This is a genomic window from Halorutilus salinus (genome assembly GCF_026242195.1).
Classification (GTDB): Archaea; Halobacteriota; Halobacteria; order Halobacteriales; family Halorutilaceae; genus Halorutilus; species Halorutilus salinus.
On record NZ_RKLV01000006.1, the window covers coordinates 145,280 to 164,159 of the forward strand.

Consider the following 18,880-nt stretch of genomic DNA (forward strand, 5'->3'; position numbering starts at 1 on the left):
CAGAACGGTTTTAGCGCGTCGGGCACAGTTCTGTACATGGAGAAGACCGCCGAGGTACTTACGCGTCTCAAAGACGAATACCCCGAAGCCGATACGACTCTCGACTATGAGATTCCGTACCAACTCCTCGTGGCGACGGTGCTTTCTGCGCAGTGCACCGACGAACGCGTCAACTCGGTCACGCCCGCTCTTTTCGACGCCTACCCGACGCCTGAGGCGATGGCTGAGGCGGAACAGGAGGATGTCGAAGAGATGGTACGTCCGACGGGGTTCTACAGACGCAAGGCGCGCCATCTGCGCGAAGGAGCGCGTACTATCGTCGATAAGTTCGACGGCGAGGTTCCGAAAAACGTCGATGACCTGACCGATGTAGAGGGCGTGGGGCGCAAGACGGCGAACGTCGTCGTATCGAACGCCTTTGGGACGCACGAGGGTATCGCCGTCGATACGCACGTACAGCGTCTCGCCCAACGTCTCGGTATCGTCGAGACGGAGAACCGCGACGATATAGAGAAGGCTCTGCGCGAGAAGATTCCGCAGGACGACTGGGGGCTGGTCTCGCATCTTCTCATCTTCCACGGGCGCGCCGTCTGTTCCGCACGGTCACCCGACTGTGAGGCGTGCGTCCTTGAAGACCTATGTCCGTCGTCGCGCGTGTAGACGCAACCGAAAGTATCATACGCGCAGACGGGATAAGTCCGGTACCATGAAGATGCCGAGGCGTTTCAACACGCACTGCCCGCACTGCAACGCCCACCACGAGCACGAGGTAGAGCGCGTACAGCGTGGGCGCGAGACGGGTATGAAATGGATAGACCGCCAGCGAGACCGCAACTCCGGTATCGGTAACGACGGCAAGTTCTCCAAGGTGCCGGGAGGAAACAAGCCCACCAAGAAGACCAACCTCATCTACCGTTGCACCGACTGCGGTAAAGCGCACGGACGCGAGGGATGGCGTGCCGGAAAGCTCGAACTGGAGGAGTAAGATGACGAGCAGAATCCTACGCGTCGAGTGCGAAGACTGCGGGAACGAACAGGTCGTCTTCGAGCGCGCCGCGACAGAGATAGCGTGCGCCGTCTGTGGCTCCACGCTCGTGACGCCGACGGGCGGCAAGGGCGACGTACACGGTGAGAACGTCGAGGTAGTTGAGGCGCGGTAGAGATGAAGTACTCGGGCTGGCCCGAACCCGGCGAACTCGTCGTCTCCGAGGTCACCGAGGTTGAGGACTTCGGTGCGTTCGTCGACCTCGTCGAGTACGAGGACAAGGAGGGTCTCATCCACGTCTCGGAGGTCGCAAGCGGCTGGGTCAAGTACATACGCGACCACGTACGCGAGGGTCAGACGGTTGTGTGCAAGGTGCTGGAGGTCGACGAGGACAGCCAGCAGATCGACCTCTCGGCGAAGGACGTTAACGACCACCAGAGACAGGAGAAGATACAGGAGTGGAAGAACGAGACAAAGGCGGACAACTGGCTCTCGCGCGAGCTTGAGGACGACGAGGTCTACCGCGAGGTGGCGGAGGCTCTCATCGCACGTTACGGAACCATGTACGAGGCTCTCGAAGAGGGTGCCGTACGTGGCGAGGAGGTCTTCAAGGACGCCGGGATCGAGGGCGAACTCACCGAAACGCTGGCGGAGGTGGCACGTGAAAACATAAACGTCCCGTACGTCGAGATCACGGGGTACGTCGATATAGAGACGACCGCGGCGGACGGCGTCGACGATGTCATAGAGGCGCTAAACGGCGTCGAGGTACCCGAGTACGAGGAGGCGGACGGCGATGTTGAGGTCGAGATCGAGTACGTCAGCGCGCCCGAGTACCGCATTACGGCGAAGGCGCACGACTACAAGACAGCACAGCGCGCGGTTGAGGACTGTGCCGAGATGGCGCGCGAACGCGTCGAATCGCTCGGCGGGCGCGGCGAGTACCACGAGGAGCCGCATACCTCCGAAGCCTGAGATGAAGGCGCTGATACGCGTCTGTGAGGACGACCACCAAGCCGTCTATACCCTCGGCGACACCTGTCCCGAATGCGGGGGGTCGACACGTAACACCGCACCGCCAAGGTTTTCACCCGACGACGCATACGCCGAACACAGGAGGCGTACTAAATGGACGAAATAGACGTGGTCGATGTAGCCGAGATAGATACTGAGTCACCGGTTCTGGTAGAGGGTCTACCGGGTGTCGGACACGTGGGGAAGCTCGTCGCCGAGCATCTCGTCGACGAGTTCGACTCACGTTTGGTGCGTAGGATACATAGCCAGCACTTCCCGCCCCAGTGTACCGTCGGTGAGGACGGCACGACAGAACTCACCTCCGCGGAGATCTACGAACTCGAAGCCGACGGTGTGGAGACGCTCGTCCTGACGGGCGACCACCAGTCGCAGACGATAGACGGACATTACAAGATAGCCGACCGCGTACTCGGTATCGCCGACGAGGCGGATGTCGGACGTATCTACGCCCTCGGTGGCGTCGCAACCGGCGAACTCGTCGAGGAGTATGGCGTCGTAGGCGCGGCGAACTCCGAAACGCTCGTCGACGAGATGTCGGAGCACGGTGTCGGGTTCGACGAAGGCGAGCCGGAAGGCGGCATCGTCGGTGTCTCGGGCTTGCTCCTCGGCTTGGGTGAGCGCCGCGGCTTCGAAGCCGCCTGCCTCATGGGCGAGACCAGCGGCTACCTTGTCGACCCCAAGAGCGCACAGGCTGTCCTCGACGTGCTCTGCGACGCCCTCGACTTCGAGGTCGACACCGAACAGCTTGAGGACAGAGCCGAGGAAATGGAGGAGGTCGTAAAACGTCTGGAGGAGATGAATCAGGAACCGGGTGGTATGGGTAGCTTCCCTGCGGACGACGACCTGCGGTATATCGGGTAGACGGCTCGCTCGTATCTACTTTCACACACAGATTTATCTGTGGCGACGGTCAGTTTTACCGCATGGCAGACGCCTCTTCGCTCTTAGAGTCTATCGAGGGGATCTCCTCGCGTATCTCGGAAGACATGAGCGAGCAGGACGTGGAGAACGCGTTTCTGGACGAAGACTTCTTTCAGACGCTCGGCTACGAAGGCGCGGGCGTCGATTTACGGAGCGAGTTTACTCTGCCCGACGACCGACGTCCCGACTACGTGACTTTGGACGACAACGAGTCCGTTACTGTCATCCACTCGTTTTTCTGTCCCTGATCTACCAAGCATCATCGAACTCGACTCCAAGACCGCATTTTTCCGCCAAATTATTCAACCTCTCGTACTTGACTTTGCTGTTGTCGTGCGTCTCGACATAATACCCGCCCGTCAGTTCGCGGGGAGATCGCATTTCCTTGTCTTCATCCGGGTACGTGGTCTGGTCGTGGATGGTAATTCTGTCTCTTCCGGGTCTGTACGGGAGAGGCTCAACCTCGGAAATCAAACCGCGGTTTTTGACGAGATAGTCCACCGCCTTACCCATCAAGTTCCCCTGCAAATCGTCGCTGAAAGTAGCCACGACCTCGTTGTTGCTCTTTATTCTTATTATGTACTCGCTAGACTTGGTGTCGGCGGGAGGAGAGTCAGGTGGCTCTACTTCTTCGGGTTGTGAGTCTCCATCAGTATCTATCTCCGTTTCGATGTCCTCCACGAGTCTGTCGATCATCTCCTTGGCTTGCGACTCCGCCTGCGAGGAGATAACGTCTGAAACAGATTCCGTTAGCGTATTTTTGATTTCATCTGCCAAGCCCTCCTTCTCATTTTCGAGGATGATCCGAGCCTCCTGCAGTTTGTTGATCCGTGTCGCTATTTTTTCGGAATCCCCCGTCTGTATCGATCCTTTGGTGAAGGCTCTCAGCACTGTCACTCTGTTTGATAGGTCTTGGAGATGTAGGTTCGCAAGATTATCTATCTCTATTTTGGAGTCGACGACTCGGCGACGATAGAATTCATATCTTTTTCCGTTTGTCAGAATGCCCCAGTTTACATCCTCGTTCTTCAGGTATGCGGAGAGCTGATCCCTGTGTGTTTCGTTTAGAGGAGTGTCTACCCCCTTAGCCTCGATGAACGCGACGGGTGCCCCCTCCAAAATCAGCGCGTAATCTACCTTGTACGTCTTTCCGAACGCTTTCACCGAATACTCAAGCTGTGTATTATCGGGAATCTCCCAATCAAGAATTTCGAGAAAATCCCGCAGCACGGCAGCCTTTGTTGTGGCTTCCCCCATCTGTGGCGAGTCGTCGATGGTAGATTGAGCATCTTCAATATATTTCTCTACTTCATTTCCATCCATAACTGCGTGGTTGTTATCAGAATGTATTCATTCTTAGTGTTTCCGGTGCGGATTATTTTGAGATTCCGCCTGAACAGCGAGCGACGGAGGAGCGAGCGGGTAGTTTTTGATCCAGCTTTTTGCGAGGAGTGGTGAGTGTTAGCGAACCCGACGAAGTAAAAAGCTGGAGTGGCAGACACGCCGCTACCCCGTGAACGCCGACTACGGATACGACGAAGAGGACGAAGTCTGGGAGGTCACCGCCGGGCGCTCCGACCGCATCACAGACCCACGCATCGATACCGAAGACCGCGCGTGGTACGTCTACGAAGCCGTGAACGGACGTAACGTCAAAAGCGGCGAAGCGACGAGTATACCGGTTCCGCGCTCGGACGATGGGGTGGAAGAACTCCTCGGCGCGCTCGACGAAGACTGCCGAGAGGTGGAGAGCACGGACATAGAAGCTCTTGAGGCGGAGATAGACGAAGCCGTCTACGACCTGTTCGACCTGACCGACGAAGAGCGCGAAGTAATCGAGGAGTATCTGGAGGTCTTCTGAGCGTTACCGCGAGCGACGTAAGGAGCGAGCGGGTAGTTTTTGATCCAGGTTTTTGCAAGTCGGGTGAGAGTCAGCGAACCCGACGAAGTAAAAAGCTGGATTAGATATCCCTGAACTCTATCTCATCCTCGGTTCTACCCGCCTCCTCCATGACGTTTTCGGCTACCTCGATAGGACACTCCGTACGTGTTGCGAGAGCCGCGGCGTCGCTGGGACGCGCGTCTATGGTAAACTCCTCGCGCTCGCCGCCGTCGTACCTCTCGACGTGTACCTTTGCGTAGAAGGTTCCGTTCATCAGGTCGTCGATCACGATACGGTCGACAGCGCCCCCCATCTCGTTGACAGTGTTGAGAAGGAGGTCGTGTGTCAGAGGGCGTTCGAAGGTCTCGTCCGATACGCCGACCTGTATCGAACGCGCTTGGTCGCCCGTTATCATAATAGGGAGGTAACGGTCGCCCGCCTCGACGACGACTGCATGGGCGTCGTCGCCCGCGGCTCCGACACCCTTGATACGCGCGTTTAGCATGAACCACCTTGGTTCTCTTACTACTTTATCCCAACGGTGGCTCAGCTCTTCTTGGAGACACCGTTCTCGAAAAGACTGCTGTTCGGCACGACGTGCTCGCGGTCGCCGTCGTCGATACGTGTCGTGAGCAGGTCGACCTCCTGAACGACGCCCTCAACCTCCCCGATACGTACCCTGTCCCCGACGCCGTACTGGTGTGTCGAGATGACGTACAGACCGCTAACGGCGCTCGGAAGGACGAGACGGAGTGCGACGAGCGTCACCGCGACGGCTCCGAAGAGGTAGGCTGTGAGAAGGACATAAAGCGCCAAGGTCGAGACGCCTAACTGGCTTAGAGCCATGAGGACGGCGACGAAGACGACGGAGTAACGGACGATAGACGGCAGAACCCCGATCTCGGTGACGTTGACGCCTTCGAGACGTTCGGATACGACGACAGCCGCCTTGTCGCCGAGTATCGCACCGAAGACGAGTACGAAGAAAGCCGCGACGACGTTGGGTACGTACCCCGTTACGCGGAGTACGATAGCCTGATCGAACGGGTCGAAACGCAGAAGATCGGCTGATACGAAGATAGCGGCGGCGTAGACGAACCACTCGGCTGTCGTGGCTACGATACCCACGGTGCTCGTACCGAACGAGTCGGCGACGCGTTCGAAGGTTGTTCCTTCCACGAAGTCGTCGACACCCGTCGATCTGCTGACACGGACGAGAACGCGGCGTACGGTGTACCCGACGACGAGACCGACGAGAAGGACGACGCCTGAGAGCGCGAGCACCGCGGGGTCGATCCCCATGATACCGTCCGCCGTCGCACGTGTGACCGTTACGGGCATTCAGTACTCCTCCGGATCGAGTTCGAGTATGAGTTCGCCGCTCCTGAAGACACGTACCATCCTGTCGCTCTCGCTAAGGACGACCGAGACGGCGTTGGTGTCGCGCGTAACCGAAGCCGCCGCCATATGTCGCGTGCCGAGACCGCGTGGGATGTCGATACCTTCGCCGTCGGCTTCGAGGTATCTGTACGCCGAGACTATCTTTCCGCTGTCGCTTATAACGAAAGCCCCATCGAGACGCGAGAACTCCTTGAGCATGACGTTTACGATAGGGTCGCCGACGTGGACGTGCGACTTCTCGAACGGGTTGTACGAGAGTTCGCGCGACTTTTCCATGACGTTGCCCGCGTCGCCGACCACGAACAGCGCCCCGATCGGCTTGCCTTTCTGCCCTTTCTTCCCAAGCTCTATGGAAAGCTCCACGACGTCACGTATCACGGACGGCTCCGCCTTCGATTCGGTGAAAAGGCTGTAAAGACCCGAACGCACCGACTCGGTGACCTTGAAACGCGAGAACGTATCCGGCTCAGAACCGAACACGCCGTCGACGCAGACGATCTCGTCGCCCTCCTCGACCAGCCCGTTTTCGAGCGCCCCCTCGACGCCGTAACGGACGCGATCCTCGAACCTGTCGAAGTCGAGAGGAAGCGAGACATCGCCGTCCTCGGACGAGACCACGACCGTCTCAACCTCGTCGAACCCCGCAGGCAGGTTTGTTTCGGACGCAAAGACGAGAAGCTTGTCCGCGTCCGCGACTATCTCGGCGACGCCTTCTTCGAGGGTCATTCGTTTCAGTATAGAAGGTACGTAGTAAAGAACTTTGGCAGACGCCCGTCAGACGGACGGTGGAATTGGAAACCGATACGGACAGTCATCCCACGTCCACCGTTCTGACCACCGTTCTTTCGCCCTTGTACTCGGCGTAGAAGACGAAGGTCTCCTCGTCGCCGGGGCAGAATGAGTAGTCGTTTCCTCCGGCTATATCGACGTCTGTTCCTCCTACACAGACGATCTCGTTCATGAGCCTCTTCGTTTCGCCGACGCTCTGTCTGTCGACGTTAGACCAGACGAGGTGGTCGCGTCCGCCCTCCGCGGCTACGTATATCCTGTCGGCTCTGGTATAGTCGACGAGTGTTACGTCGAGAGCTATCTCCTCCGGAAAGGAGCACTCGCTACTGCTACCTATATCGACCGCTTTTTTCGACGGTTATACCCACCACCGGGGGCGAACCGGATCTGTTCTGTTCCAGGTAGTCGAGGGCTACGGCACCCACGAAACCGACGAGAAGGACGGCTAAGGCTATCAGAAGCACCGTACCGACGGTGGTCGAGAGTCCGCCATCGCCGCGCGCCGACCCGCGTCTCATTAAGCGAGATTTAGCGCGTAACTACATTAGCGCTGTGGCGCGTCTTCCGAAGATTGAACAAGTTTATGTCACGAAGGCGTCCAAGGAAGGATAAGATGGCAGTAGAGCAGAAACAGGTACGTGACCTGCAGGAAGGCAACTACGTTATGATAGACGAAGAGCCGTGTACCATAGTTGGATACTCGACATCGAAGCCCGGTAAGCACGGGAGCGCAAAGGCGCGTGTCGAGGGCAGGGGTGTCTTCGACGACCAGCGACGGTCGTTCTCGTTACCCGTCGACGCCGACGTTCAGGTTCCTATCATAGAGCGGAAGCAGGGTCAGGTCGTTTCGCGCACGAGCGACGACATCGTACAGGTGATGGATCTCGATACGTACGAGACGGTCGACATGAAGATGCCGGGCGACATGGCTGTCGAGGAGGATGAGACTATAACCTTCCTCGAAGGTATGGGTCAGCGCCGCGTCGTTGAGGAGTAGGTCGTCTATGCGTTTCGCGGGTGCGGACGACGGATACGACGAAGCCGACTACGTCGTTGCGGGCTATCCGCTCGACGCCACGGCTTCGTTCCGTAAGGGTACACGGTTCGCACCGTCACGCGTCCGTGAGGCTTCGCGTTCGCTTGAGACGTACGTCAGGGAAGCCGACCGCGACGTACGCAATATACCTTTCTACGACTACGGCGACATCGACGCATGGAACGACGCACGTGAGACGGTCGAGTTCGGTCAGGGCGTCGTCGCCGAACTGTCCGACGACGCGAAGACACCTATCATCGTCGGTGGCGAGCATACGGTCTCCGTCGCGGGGTTTCGCGGCACCGACGCCTCGTCTGTCGTCATCTTCGACGCGCATCTCGATCTGAAGGAAGAGTTCGAGGGTTCGGCGTACAGCCACGCATGCGTCGCCCGGCGTGCCGTCGAGGATGGACGTGACGTCTATATCGTCGGTGCGCGCGAGGCTTCGCGTGACGAATGGGGGTACGCCGAAGAGAGCCGGAACGTCCATCTCCGTAGCTTCGACCGTCTCATGCCCGCGGAGTTCGACGCGCCGTACGTCTCCGTGGATCTCGACGTTCTGGATCCCGGATACGCGCCCGGTGTCGGAACACCGGTTCCACGCGGCGTCTCCACCGACGTTCTCTTCGATGCCGTCCGTTCGCTTGCTCCGCGCGCCGTCGGCTTCGATACCGTGGAGGCTTGCCCCGCGTACGGTGCGGGTGAGGCGGAGTTCGTCACGGCTTCGCTCGTACGTGACTTCGTAGCCTTCGCCTCCGACGGAGATTAGGTAAAGAGTTATACACCTCCCTTCTGTAGGAAGCCCCGATGACGTACAGACGTAGACAGCTTCTCAGGATAGCCGCGACGGCGGGCGGGGGAGCCGCCGTCACGGGCTGTCTCGGTGGCGACGGTAACGGTGACAACACGACGGATACGGACGTAGACGACGACGGAGGCGGTGGGAACGAAACCCAAGACGGCGGCGAAGAGCAACCGACCGAACTCGACCACGAGCCTTGGGCGACGTACGGCGGCGACTCGGCGAACACGGGTTACGCGCCCGATGCGTCCGCGCCCGCGGGCGAACTGTCGTGGGAGTACGGAACCGACGGTCCCTTCTACGCGTCGCCCGTCGTCGTCGACAGTACCGTATACGTACCGAGCTTCGACCAGCGTCTACACGCCGTCGACGCCGTCTCAGGTGAGGCGGACTGGACGTTCAAAGGCTCCGGAAACCCGCGCGCCACGCCTGCGGTCACCGACGAGCATATCTACTTCGGCACCGACGACAACATACTGTACTCCGTGACGCCTGAGGGCGAACAGGACTGGCGTTACGAAGGCGACGGTCCCGTGCGCGCGTCGCCCAAGACGGTCGAGGTCGGCGGTGACACGCTCGTCCTCGTCGGTGAGGGACGTTTCGGTAGCGGCGCTGTCGGAGCAAGACGCGTTATACAGGCGGTCACGTCCAACGGCGAACTCGAATGGTCTTTCGAAGCCGGCGACTTCACGGAGCAAGCCCCCGCCGTCGCCGGAGGAAACACCTACGTCGTCAGGCAGGACGGTATACTCTACTCCATCGACGCCTCAAACGGCGAACAGAACTGGTTCCACGAGGCGAGCGGCAACATATACTCGTCGCCCGCCGTCCGCGACGGCTCCGTCATCTACGGCGACGACGATGGCAACGTCCGCGCCGTCCGCGCCGACGAGGACCGTGTCAGGTGGAGCTACGAGGCGGACGACGGCGTTGAATCATCCCCCTCGGCGTCGAACGACGCCGTCTACTTCGGCGACAACAGCGGTACGTTCCACGCCGTCTCTCTCGAAGGCGAAGAACTCTGGACGTACGACGCGGGCGACGCCGTCCGTTCGAAGCCCACGGTGGGCGACGGCTTCGTAGCCTTCGGTAGCAACGACGGTACCGTGTACGTACTCGACACCGAAGCCGACGGCGAGGAGATATGGACGTACGAGACGGGTCTCGACGTCAGAACCTCGCCCGCTATCATCGACGGACGCCTGTTCGTCTCGTCGTTTGACAACAGCCTGTACGCCTTCGAATAGCAACGTTTTACCGGCATCAGTTTCAACTCTGCGACATGCCCATAAAGCCCGCGTACATCAAGAAGATAGGACGCGAACTCCTCGAAAAATACCCCGACGTATTCACCGACGACTACAAGTCGAACAAGAACGCCGTCACCGAACTTACCAACGTCGAGTCGAAGACCGTACGTAACCGTATCGCAGGCTACGTCACGAGACATTCGGACGGTCTGGAGGAGACAGCGCCCGCGACCGCCTAATCCCCTCTTCCCTTGTCACGTGACTTCTTCGCCTTCTTCTTAGCACGCTCGCGTTTCTTCTTCTTACGTTTCTGAGCCTCCTTGTACGCCTTGATGCTCTCCTTGGCAACGTCGGGCGTCATACCTCCGTGCTCGGTCTCACGGAGACGTATCTTGGTCAGCACGGGCGTGTTGATGAAGTCGCCCGCAAGTATCGCCTGCCCCGTCGTCAGACCGGGTAGGTCGCGTAGGAGATCCTCGCCTGCCGCCTCGACGGAGCGCGCTATCGTCTCCTGGTCGACCCCGTTACGTACCTTCATTATTATCGACGAGTTGCACTGCGAAAGAACGTCCTCGTCTAGCCTCGACGGACGCTGTGAGATAACACAGAGACCGACACCGAACTTACGTCCCTCGCGGGCTATCTCCTGCAGGAGGTCACGTGTCTTTAGCTCGCGGTCGATAGGCGCGAAGTTGTGCGCCTCCTCTATGAAGATGGTCACCGGAACGTCGATATGGCGCTCGCGCGCCTTCGCGTCGAAGCCGCCGCGTCCGCGCTGTACGCGCACCGCCTCCTTACGCGACTCCATTATCTGCTTCGTAAAGTACCACAGGATGAGGTTTCTTTCGAGTTCCTCCGCTCCCGTCGGGAACTCTATGATGTTGCACTTGCCGGGTTCGCATAGCTCCTGTACGCTCGTCTCCGTTTCGGGGTCGAGGCTCACGAAGTCTTCGAGGAGACCCAGACGCCACGCGAGGTTGTCGTCGACACGGTTGCCTTCGCTCAGACGGTCGATTATATCCGCCACCGAGTAGTCGCGCCTCACGTTGTCCTGATACTCGGCGGAAACGCTCGACGAGCTCGCCGTCGTGTCGTCGATGTCGAGGTCGTCGAGAACCTCGCGGAGACGTTCGCGCTGGACGTTTGTGGCGTCCTCGGCGAAGGCGACCTGAAAGTCGTCGAGGTCGAGGTTGGAGATCTTGATACGCGGCTCCTCTATGAGATTGAACCTGTCGCCGTACTCGTCGTCCTCGGCGAGCGTGAAGTACTCACCGTGTATATCGAAGACGACCGACGTGCCGCGGTTTCCGGGCTTGACGGTCTCTTCGAGAAGGACACCGACCGTGTACGACTTACCTGCGCCCGTCGAAGCCAGAACGCTGAGGTGCTTCGTCGCCACCTCGTCCATGTCGACGAAGACCTTTACATCGGCGTCCTCGCGGTTGAGGACGTGACCCATATGCAGGACGCCCTGTCTCTCCGAGGGCGTCAGTATCTCGGCGAGTAGCTCGTCGTGTGCGTAGTAGACCTCCTGACCGATATGTGGCGAGCTACGTAGGTTACGGAATCCGCCCATATCCTCGTCGTAGACACCCAGTACCTTCGCAGTCACGCGGTAGCCGCGGTTCGTCGTTAATGTCTCCATACCGTCGGCGTCGACGTGCGGCTCAAGCGTCTGGGGAACGTCGCTCTCGTCCGCCACGATACGGTCGCGCTCCTGTATACGGCAGAGTATCTTTGTGTCGTCGCGGTCGTCGGGTTCGTAGTAGACGAACTCACCGACCTTCAGCTTCTCTATCTCGGTCGTCACGAAGTCGAACGACTCCTCGGTGCGTCCGGGTCCGAGCGCCCAGCCTGTCAGGTCTTTCATCATATATCACGTGGGATAGACGGTATTACGGCGTCAGTAGCATAAATCCTCGGTCGGACTGTGCGAACGTCGGTGTATCGACAAGAACTAACACGTTCGGGCGCGTACGAGGACGTATGCTGGGGAGCCTCGAAGCGAAGGTTCTGGGAGTGCTTGAGGAGTACGACGAGGCGAGCGTCCGCGATATCGTCGACGCCCTCAACGACGACGACGAGGACTTCGCGTACACCACCGTCGGGACTATACTCGACAGGCTCCACGACAAAGGTCTCGTCGAACGTAGGGAGGAGCCGTACAAGGGCGGGACGCGGTACGTCTACGAGTACGTCGATATACGTGACGAGTATATAGACGAAGTTCTCCGTGATGTCGTCTCGCTCTTTGGCGACGATGGGCTGGAAGAACTCAAGGAGAAGGTTGAGGAAGCCGAAGACGGAACCCAAGACGCGGGGGGCTGATGGAACGTATACTGCTGTACGGATCGGTTGCGGGCTTCGGCTGGCTTACGCTCCTCACGCTCTACTACGCTGTTCTACGCAAACGTCGCGCCGTCTTCTCTATGGTAGCGTCGTTCGGCGTCGCCGCCGTCGTGACCGTCTGGACAGCCGCCGTCTTTCTTGGCGTAGCGGGCGTCTCGCACGCCGTCTACGGATTCCCCGAAGCCTCTTTCCGTACCGTCGCGGCTGTCGTCGTCGCCGCATACGCCGTCTCCGTCGCCGAACTCACAGCTCTGTTCGTCATCAATCAGTGGACGGTTCGACGCCTCGTCCGACGGTACCGAAGCCTCGCCGACGGAAGCCTCACCGCCCATCTTCAGAACCGTGTCGACATCGGTTCCCTTGCAGACGAGTTTGACATCGGTGAGATAGAGGTTCTCGTCGTCGAGGACGCGGAGGCTAACGCACATTCGATGGCGCTCGCGCGTCCGAGCCTTCTCTCGCCTAAGCTGGGTAAGGAGGTTCTGGTTATCAAACGTCCGCTCGTAGATGTTCTCGACGACGACGAACTCGAAGCGGTTCTGGCGCACGAGTTTGCGCATATCGAGGAACTCGACGCGCGTTTCCGCCCCTACTTCGAGGTTCTGGCTCTCGTCTACTTCTTCGACCCCGTGGTGCAGGTCACGCGCCGGTTCATGCGCCGTCTTCAGGAGTACGGTGCCGACGACCGCGCGGTTGAGGTGACAGGGAACCCGAAGGCGCTCGGACGTGCGCTCGTCAAGGTTGCGGAGTACGAGGCGGACGGTGGGAGACGTTTCGAGATCAAGGAGCGTGCCCAGAGGCTCGCACAGCATCCGACGGATGGACAAACGACTTACAGAAGGAGGGTATAACGGCTGTATGTCGTACGAGTCTACCGAACGCCGCGCTTGGGCTGTCTCCCTCGTCGTCTCCGCCGTCGCGCTCGGACTTATCGGTGCCTCCTCACGCGGCGGTATAGACGCTGTTCCGCGTCTACCCTCCGAGGTTATCGCCGTCATACCTCACGTCAACGCCGTCCTCGTCGCAACGTCTTTCTTTACCCTACTCGCCGGCTACAGAGCCGTCCGGAACGGAAACACAACGCGGCACGCACGTCTCATGGCGACGACGGCGGTGCTTTTCTTTGTTTTCCTCACCCTGTACCTCGTCCGTCTCTCGAACGCAGGTCTGACGCCGTTCCCCGGATCCGACGCCGTATACACGTACGTCTATCTGCCGTTCCTCGGCGTACATATGGTTCTCGCGGCGGTCTGTATCCCTCTCGTCCTTTACTCCGTCTCCGTAGCCGTCACGGTTCCGACCGATGACATACGTGAGACGGCACATCCGCGTGTCGGACGCGTCGCGGTTCCGCTGTGGGCGGTGTCGTTCGCCTTCGGCTTCGTCGTCTATCTGATGCTCCACCACCTGTTCTGATGACGTCGAGACGTAAACCCCGGTGCGAGAAGTAAAAACTCGGTGCGAGATGTGCGGTGTGAGACGCGAAGCTTTTTTTCGTGCGACGCAAAGATTTACCATGGATATCGACCCGTGGGGTTCGGACTCGGTCGAGGACTACTCACGTCTTTTCGACGAGTTCGGTATAGACGAGTTCGACGAGTCGGACGTTCCCGAACCGCTCGACCTGATGCGTCGCGGTATTATCTTCGGCGAGCGCGACTACGACCTCGTCGAGGAAGCGATACGTAACGGCGAGGAGTTCGCGGCTCTGTCGGGCTTCATGCCGTCGGGGAGCCTACATCTCGGACATCTGATGGTTCTACGTGAACTCGTCTGGCACCAGCAGAGGGGCGCGGACACCTACTTCGTAATCGCCGACCTCGAAGCTCATTCGGCGCGCGGTATGTCGTGGGAAGAGTGCGAGCGTTACGCGCGCGAGTACGTCCTTTCGCTCCTTGCGCTCGGATTCGACCCCGAGGAGGGCGAGGTTTACAGACAGAGCGAGAACCGCGAGCTTCAGGACTTGGCGTTCGAACTCGGCGAGGAGACCAACTTCAACGAACTGAACGCAATCTACGGCTTCGACGGCGAAACCAACATGGGGCATATGCAGAGTACGTTGACGCAGGCGGCGGACATACTGTACCCCCAGCTTGACGAACCCAAGCCGACCGTCATACCTGTGGGCGCGGATCAGGATCCCCATCTACGTCTCACGCGTGGTCTTGCGCGCCGTACACGTATCTTCGGCGTCACGGAGGCGTACGCGAGCTTCGAGATAGAGGACGAGCATAAGGAGGCGGTCAGGCAGGCAGTCGAAGGACTCGAAGATGTAACAGCCGCGGAACTCGCGGAAGAAGTGGACGACACGCAACTCGCCGAACGTCTGCGGGCGGGTGGCGACGAAGGGCTGAAACACCGGACGCGTGTCCTTTCACGTGACGCACCGCAGGAGGCTTTCGACGCATTAGCCGACGAACTCGAAGACACCGGACGCGTTGAGAGGTTCGACGAACATCTCGACGTCTACGACGCCGACCGTGAGGATGTCGAACGCCTCGTCCGTGAGGTAGAGGTCGAACACGGCGGCTACGGCTTCTATCCGCCTTCGTCGATCTACCACAGGTTCATGACGGGTCTGACGGGAGGTAAGATGTCTTCGAGCGTCCCCAAGAGCCATATCGCCGTCACCGACGACCTCGACGACGCGCGTGAAAAGGTGATGAGCGCCAAGACGGGGGGGCGTGAGACGGCGGAGGAACAGCGCGAGAAGGGCGGAAGACCCGACGAATGCCCCGTCTACGAACTGTACGCGTACGCCGACGACTCCGTCTGCGACGACGAACACGCCGAACGCGTCTACGAGGAGTGCGCGGGTGGCGAACGTCTCTGCGGCGGCTGTAAGAGCGAGGCTGGGGATCTGACAGCCGAGTATCTTGAGGAGCATCAGGAGGCGCGCGAGGAGGCGCGTGAGACGCTCAAGGGTTCCGACATCGAAATCTGACTACGTCCCTCGCTTGTTCCCGTAGATATGTATCTGAAGACGTGGCGAGTAACGGAAGCCACGTTCCTTACACAGTTCGGCGAGCCATTCGCCGCGTTGGCGTAGCGTGTCACGGTCAACGCCTTCGGGCATCAGAAGCACATGGTTGCGGTCGTATGTTGAGAGCGACGCGAGTATATCCTCTATCTCGTCTATGTCTTCTCGGTCGGCGACGACGAACTTTAGCTGGTAGTCGTGCGAACTGATATACGACTCGATCACGTCGAAGTCGATCCGTTCCTCCTCGTGTATCTCGCGCCATCCGTCCGCTTCTTCGTCGGGCGTTGAGTTGGAGAGCTTGGGCGACATGGAGACGAGTTCGGCGTCAACGTCGCGGTAGACCGTCGCGTTCGTCTCCACGGTAACATCGCCGTCGAGCGACGCGCAAAGCTCGTCTATATCCGGCTGTAACAACGGCTCGCCGCCCGTTACGACGTAGTGGTTCGCGCCGTAGCCGTCGGCGCGCTCCACCACCTCCTCGACGGTCTCCGTCTCTCCCTCCGGATCCCATGACGTGTACGCTGAGTCGCACCACGAGCAACGCAGGTTACAGCCGCTCGTGCGCACGAAGACGGACGGTACGCCCGCGAGACGTCCCTCGCCCTGTACGGTGTAGAACACCTCGCTAACGTACAGGGTCGTTCACCCCCGCTTCGTCGAAACCGCGTGCGCGTTCCTCGCACGATGCGCAGACGCCACAAGGCTCGTCGCCGTTCTGGTAACACGACCACGTATGCTCGAAAGGCACGCCGAGTTCGTCGCCGCGGTCGACGACCTCGCTCTTCTCCATGTCCACGACAGGGCGGCGTACCTCAAACTCGACGCGGTCGGTTCCGAGCGAAAGCGCATCCTCCATAGCTTCGGCGTACACGTCTCTGCAGTCGGCGTACCCGTCGCGGTCGTCGGCGTTGGGACCGTACCAGAGCTTCGTCGCGCGGCGTTTCTCGGCGACCCCCGACGCGACGGCAATAAGGACTGTGTTGCGCATAGGGACGTACGATGTAGCGACGCCCTCCTCGTCGTAATGCGTCGACAGGTCTGTACCGTCGGTGAGCCCCTCACCGAACGCTGAGAACGCGTCAGACAGGTCGATCTCCACGTACTCCGCACCGTAATGCGAAGCAAGCGCAGTCGCGCAGTCGCGCTCCCTCTCGCTCGTGTGCTGTCCGTAACGTGCGTGAACGGCGACGGGCACCTCGTCGTCATCACGAACCCCCTCGGCGAACGTAACGGCGCTGTCGACGCCACCGGAGACGAGGACGACGCTGTCAGCCATCGTCCTCCTCAACGCGCCCGTGTCTCCTGTCGATCTCGTCCATCCGGTCGAGCATCTTACGTAGTGCGCTTCGTACGGCGTCCGAGGTCGATACGAACTTACCGTCGTCACCGACGTGTTCCTGTACGTCGTCGAGTAGCTCCTGTGGTACGTCGGCGCTCACCTTAGGCATGGTATTCGTATGGTATTAGTATGGTATTAAGGTTGCGACAGGCGGGGACGGATCACCGACGGTCTGACGGCGTGTACGAGGGAGCATCTCTCGCGTCGTCGAGAACCGGGAACCTTACGCGTCAGTATCTGAGCCGTCCGGTTACGACCGCGACCGAACGGCTAAGAGATCGTCGGCGTCCGTGTCGGGGAGTATACCGGCTTCCCTCGCACGCGTGAACAGCGTCTCGACCGCGCGCACCCCTTCGTCGCCCATGTCGACAGTGTACCCGTTGACGTACAGGTCGATATGTCGACGTAGAACGTCGTCGTCGATCTCGTCCGCGTGCTCGCGGACGTAGCCGCGTAGGTCGTCATCGTCGGGAAGTCCCTTATCCCCGCGTCTGTCCCGTGCGTACCCGACGCTCGCGCTCAACGCCTCCTCGATCCGTCCAGGGTCTTCAACGTCACGCCGGACGGCGATACAGCCGAGGGGTACGGGCGCGCCCGTCTCTTTCTCCCACCACTCGCCGAGGTCGAGTACCTGCGTCAAGCCGTGGTCTTGGTAGGTGAAACGCCCTTCGTGTATAACGAGACCCGCGTCGTACCCACCGTCGGCGACCGCGGGCATTATCTCGTCGAAGATACGTTCGTCCGCGGCTTCGAAGGATCGTGAGTGTAGCTGTAAAAGAAGATGCGCCGTTGTGAGTTCTCCGGGAATGACGACGTCCGTGTCGTCTGACGCGAGTTCGGCAGGCTCTATCCCTTCGCGCGCCACGACGATAGGACCGACGCCGCGCCCGAGAGCGCCTCCTGAACGTAGCAAGGCGTAGTCGTCGAGCAGGCGTCCGAGAGCGCCGAAGGAGAGCTTGGTTACCTCGTAACGTCCTTCGAAAGCACGCCGGTTCAACGTCTCTACGTCGTGATGCTCCACCTCGAACGGTTCGCCTACCTTACCCTCCTTAGCGGCGTAGAAGGCGAAGGTATCGTTCGGACACGGCGAGTAGCCGAACCTCATACGTATACCTCCGTGAGCGCACCGTGTAACGCTTCCGCACCCGTCTCGAAGTCGAAACCACGGCTCTCGCCCGCGTGGTTCGAGACGCCTACGACAGCGGACGCCGGGACACCGAACAGACGCGCGACCTGAGCGACCGCGGCGGTCTCCATCGTTTCGACGACAGCGTCCGTACGTTCAGCGATCTCACGCGCCGACTCGTCGGTGGCAGATACGGTAGCGACGGTCGCAACACCACCCTCCTCGCCTTCGACTTCGAGGGGTCCGAGGGGGTAGGAGTTGTAGTAGCCTTCTGTGGTCTCGAAGCCGAGGTGTTGGGTACCCCCGAAGCCCTCAGGCGTCACCACGCCGAGATCCCCGTGTACGGCGTGTGTACCGACGACGACATCACCTACTTCGAGCGCCGAACCCGGAAGAGCGCCCGCTACTCCGCACGAGACGACGCGGGATACGTCGTAACGTTCGAGGGCAAGCGCGACGCACGCCGCCGTGTTGGTACGTCCGACACCCGTTACGAGGGTTCGTGGTTCCCCTCCGAAGACAGGACGACCGAGTACCTCGTCGACCTTGTCGCGCCCCTCGGTGAAGTCGGCGACCTCGTCGCGCGTCGCCGTGACGATGAGTTCCATGTCGCATATACGACCCGTGTCGGTGTAACTCTGTCCCTCCTGCAGGGATCTCCAAAACGTTTTACCCCTAACCGACACAGACGAAACAATGACAGTCGGTGAAGACGCCGACCCTCCTACAGATGGCGACGGCTACACGTACGAGAAGGCAGACTGGTACCAAGCCGAGACGGGGTATGACGATGGGGTCATAGGCGAAGACACCGTTCCGGAACTCGTCGACAGACGCGCCGAAGGGCACGACGGCGTCGCTCAGATGTACAAAGGAGGCGTATACAACCGAACGCTCACACCGGGGGTAATCGACGAAGCACCGGAGGGCGAGTTTGCGTCGGTGACGTACGGGGATTTCCGACGAATCTACCGGAGGCTTG

Annotated in this window: 28 protein-coding genes and 1 pseudogene; 17 read left to right on the top strand and 12 right to left on the bottom strand. The window is 59.9% G+C overall.

The features are described from left to right. Window positions 1-36: 36 nt before the first annotated feature. The 7 genes from nth (at window position 37) to EGH25_RS07715 (ending at window position 3,189) form a co-directional block, all read left to right on the top strand. Window positions 37-660 carry an endonuclease III gene (gene nth, locus EGH25_RS07685; protein ID WP_266087311.1) on the top strand — a complete coding sequence of 208 codons (624 nt, stop codon included), beginning with the start codon at window positions 37-39 and terminating at the stop codon, window positions 658-660. A gap of 46 nt (window positions 661-706) precedes the next feature. Further along, the gene (locus EGH25_RS07690) at window positions 707-985 is read left to right on the top strand and encodes a 50S ribosomal protein L44e (RefSeq protein ID WP_266087313.1); all 279 of its coding nucleotides are present in this window, start codon (window positions 707-709) and stop codon (window positions 983-985) included. Between the two features lies 1 nt (window position 986). After that, the gene (locus tag EGH25_RS07695) at window positions 987-1,160 is read left to right on the top strand and encodes a 30S ribosomal protein S27e (protein WP_266087315.1); all 174 of its coding nucleotides are present in this window, start codon (window positions 987-989) and stop codon (window positions 1,158-1,160) included. A gap of 2 nt (window positions 1,161-1,162) precedes the next feature. Continuing rightward, a complete protein-coding gene (locus EGH25_RS07700) occupies window positions 1,163-1,960 on the top strand; it encodes a translation initiation factor IF-2 subunit alpha (protein ID WP_266087317.1) in 798 nt (265 codons plus the stop codon). A gap of 1 nt (window position 1,961) precedes the next feature. Beyond that, the gene (locus tag EGH25_RS07705) at window positions 1,962-2,126 is read left to right on the top strand and encodes an RNA-protein complex protein Nop10 (protein ID WP_266087319.1); all 165 of its coding nucleotides are present in this window, start codon (window positions 1,962-1,964) and stop codon (window positions 2,124-2,126) included. Next, window positions 2,114-2,881, top strand: a complete 768-nt coding sequence (locus tag EGH25_RS07710; RefSeq protein WP_266087321.1) for a proteasome assembly chaperone family protein — start codon at window positions 2,114-2,116, stop codon at window positions 2,879-2,881. Before EGH25_RS07705 ends, EGH25_RS07710 begins: the two co-directional genes overlap by 13 nt. Window positions 2,882-2,943: 62 nt before the next feature. Continuing rightward, complete coding sequence (locus EGH25_RS07715) at window positions 2,944-3,189, top strand: hypothetical protein (RefSeq protein ID WP_266087323.1); 246 nt, start codon at window positions 2,944-2,946, stop codon at window positions 3,187-3,189. A gap of 1 nt (window position 3,190) precedes the next feature. Here the strand turns inward: EGH25_RS07715 and EGH25_RS07720 are convergent, their stop codons facing one another. After that, window positions 3,191-4,198, bottom strand: a complete 1,008-nt coding sequence (locus tag EGH25_RS07720; protein ID WP_266087325.1) for a type I restriction enzyme HsdR N-terminal domain-containing protein — start codon at window positions 4,196-4,198, stop codon at window positions 3,191-3,193. A 256-nt stretch (window positions 4,199-4,454) separates the two neighbouring features. On the opposite strand from EGH25_RS07720, the gene EGH25_RS07725 reads away from it, so the two are divergent. After that, a complete protein-coding gene (locus EGH25_RS07725) occupies window positions 4,455-4,802 on the top strand; it encodes a hypothetical protein (RefSeq protein WP_266087327.1) in 348 nt (115 codons plus the stop codon). Between the two features lie 100 nt (window positions 4,803-4,902). Here EGH25_RS07725 and EGH25_RS07730 read toward each other — a convergent pair whose 3' ends face one another. The 5 genes from EGH25_RS07730 to EGH25_RS07750 form a co-directional block, all read right to left on the bottom strand. Beyond that, a complete protein-coding gene (locus EGH25_RS07730; RefSeq protein ID WP_266087328.1) occupies window positions 4,903-5,328 on the bottom strand; it encodes a bifunctional nuclease family protein in 426 nt (141 codons plus the stop codon). Between the two features lie 41 nt (window positions 5,329-5,369). After that, a complete protein-coding gene (locus EGH25_RS07735; protein WP_266087330.1) occupies window positions 5,370-6,164 on the bottom strand; it encodes a mechanosensitive ion channel family protein in 795 nt (264 codons plus the stop codon). Next, window positions 6,165-6,950 carry a diadenylate cyclase domain-containing protein gene (locus tag EGH25_RS07740; protein WP_266087332.1) on the bottom strand — a complete coding sequence of 262 codons (786 nt, stop codon included), beginning with the start codon at window positions 6,948-6,950 and terminating at the stop codon, window positions 6,165-6,167. It abuts the gene before it with no gap. 85 nt (window positions 6,951-7,035) lie between these two features. Beyond that, window positions 7,036-7,185, bottom strand: a complete 150-nt coding sequence (locus EGH25_RS07745; RefSeq protein ID WP_266087334.1) for a hypothetical protein — start codon at window positions 7,183-7,185, stop codon at window positions 7,036-7,038. A 157-nt stretch (window positions 7,186-7,342) separates the two neighbouring features. Then, window positions 7,343-7,531, bottom strand: a complete 189-nt coding sequence (locus EGH25_RS07750) for a type IV pilin (RefSeq protein WP_266087336.1) — start codon at window positions 7,529-7,531, stop codon at window positions 7,343-7,345. A 95-nt stretch (window positions 7,532-7,626) separates the two neighbouring features. Here EGH25_RS07750 and EGH25_RS07755 point away from each other — a divergent pair, with 95 nt between their 5' ends. The 4 genes from EGH25_RS07755 to EGH25_RS07770 are packed head-to-tail and all read left to right on the top strand — an operon-like array spanning window position 7,627 to window position 10,340. Next, the gene (locus EGH25_RS07755; RefSeq protein WP_266087338.1) at window positions 7,627-8,010 is read left to right on the top strand and encodes a translation initiation factor IF-5A; all 384 of its coding nucleotides are present in this window, start codon (window positions 7,627-7,629) and stop codon (window positions 8,008-8,010) included. A gap of 7 nt (window positions 8,011-8,017) precedes the next feature. Further along, window positions 8,018-8,818: an agmatinase gene (gene speB, locus EGH25_RS07760; protein ID WP_266087340.1), complete on the top strand. Its 801-nt coding sequence runs from the start codon at window positions 8,018-8,020 to the stop codon at window positions 8,816-8,818. Between the two features lie 38 nt (window positions 8,819-8,856). Beyond that, window positions 8,857-10,098 (top strand): outer membrane protein assembly factor BamB family protein, encoded by a 1,242-nt coding sequence (locus tag EGH25_RS07765; RefSeq protein ID WP_266087342.1) that lies wholly within the window; start codon window positions 8,857-8,859, stop codon window positions 10,096-10,098. Window positions 10,099-10,133: 35 nt separating this feature from the next. Then, entirely contained in the window at window positions 10,134-10,340 is a 207-nt protein-coding gene (locus tag EGH25_RS07770; protein WP_266087346.1) for a 30S ribosomal protein S17e, read from the top strand. Here the strand turns inward: EGH25_RS07770 and EGH25_RS07775 are convergent. Then, a complete protein-coding gene (locus EGH25_RS07775) occupies window positions 10,337-11,971 on the bottom strand; it encodes an ATP-binding protein (protein ID WP_266087348.1) in 1,635 nt (544 codons plus the stop codon). The genes EGH25_RS07770 and EGH25_RS07775 overlap by 4 nt on opposite strands. Before the next feature lie 116 nt (window positions 11,972-12,087). Here EGH25_RS07775 and EGH25_RS07780 point away from each other — a divergent pair, with 116 nt between their 5' ends. The 4 genes from EGH25_RS07780 to EGH25_RS07795 all read left to right on the top strand — a co-directional run bounded on the left by EGH25_RS07780 (window position 12,088) and on the right by EGH25_RS07795 (window position 15,394). Then, window positions 12,088-12,429 (top strand): BlaI/MecI/CopY family transcriptional regulator, encoded by a 342-nt coding sequence (locus EGH25_RS07780; RefSeq protein WP_266087350.1) that lies wholly within the window; start codon window positions 12,088-12,090, stop codon window positions 12,427-12,429. Then, window positions 12,429-13,301, top strand: a complete 873-nt coding sequence (locus tag EGH25_RS07785; protein ID WP_266087352.1) for a M48 family metalloprotease — start codon at window positions 12,429-12,431, stop codon at window positions 13,299-13,301. Before EGH25_RS07780 ends, EGH25_RS07785 begins: the two co-directional genes overlap by 1 nt. Before the next feature lie 7 nt (window positions 13,302-13,308). Then, window positions 13,309-13,866 carry a DUF420 domain-containing protein gene (locus EGH25_RS07790; RefSeq protein WP_266087354.1) on the top strand — a complete coding sequence of 186 codons (558 nt, stop codon included), beginning with the start codon at window positions 13,309-13,311 and terminating at the stop codon, window positions 13,864-13,866. Window positions 13,867-13,966: 100 nt separating this feature from the next. Further along, a complete protein-coding gene (locus EGH25_RS07795) occupies window positions 13,967-15,394 on the top strand; it encodes a tryptophan--tRNA ligase (RefSeq protein ID WP_266087356.1) in 1,428 nt (475 codons plus the stop codon). Here the strand turns inward: EGH25_RS07795 and EGH25_RS07800 are convergent, their stop codons facing one another. From EGH25_RS07800 to mqnB, 5 genes are all read right to left on the bottom strand, one after another. Continuing rightward, a complete protein-coding gene (locus EGH25_RS07800) occupies window positions 15,395-16,054 on the bottom strand; it encodes a 7-carboxy-7-deazaguanine synthase QueE (protein WP_266087358.1) in 660 nt (219 codons plus the stop codon). Between the two features lie 4 nt (window positions 16,055-16,058). Continuing rightward, entirely contained in the window at window positions 16,059-16,709 is a 651-nt protein-coding gene (locus EGH25_RS07805) for a 7-cyano-7-deazaguanine synthase (protein WP_266087360.1), read from the bottom strand. Continuing rightward, window positions 16,702-16,881, bottom strand: a complete 180-nt coding sequence (locus tag EGH25_RS07810; RefSeq protein ID WP_266087362.1) for a ribbon-helix-helix domain-containing protein — start codon at window positions 16,879-16,881, stop codon at window positions 16,702-16,704. The genes EGH25_RS07805 and EGH25_RS07810 overlap by 8 nt, the downstream gene beginning before the upstream one ends. A gap of 141 nt (window positions 16,882-17,022) precedes the next feature. Further along, a complete protein-coding gene (locus EGH25_RS07815) occupies window positions 17,023-17,877 on the bottom strand; it encodes a menaquinone biosynthesis family protein (RefSeq protein ID WP_266087363.1) in 855 nt (284 codons plus the stop codon). Further along, window positions 17,874-18,506 carry a futalosine hydrolase gene (gene mqnB / locus EGH25_RS07820; RefSeq protein WP_266087364.1) on the bottom strand — a complete coding sequence of 211 codons (633 nt, stop codon included), beginning with the start codon at window positions 18,504-18,506 and terminating at the stop codon, window positions 17,874-17,876. Before mqnB ends, EGH25_RS07815 begins: the two co-directional genes overlap by 4 nt. An 88-nt stretch (window positions 18,507-18,594) precedes the next feature. Between mqnB and EGH25_RS07825 the strand changes: the two are divergent. Beyond that, window positions 18,595-18,880, top strand: a pseudogene (locus EGH25_RS07825) (hypothetical protein); the annotation flags it as partial.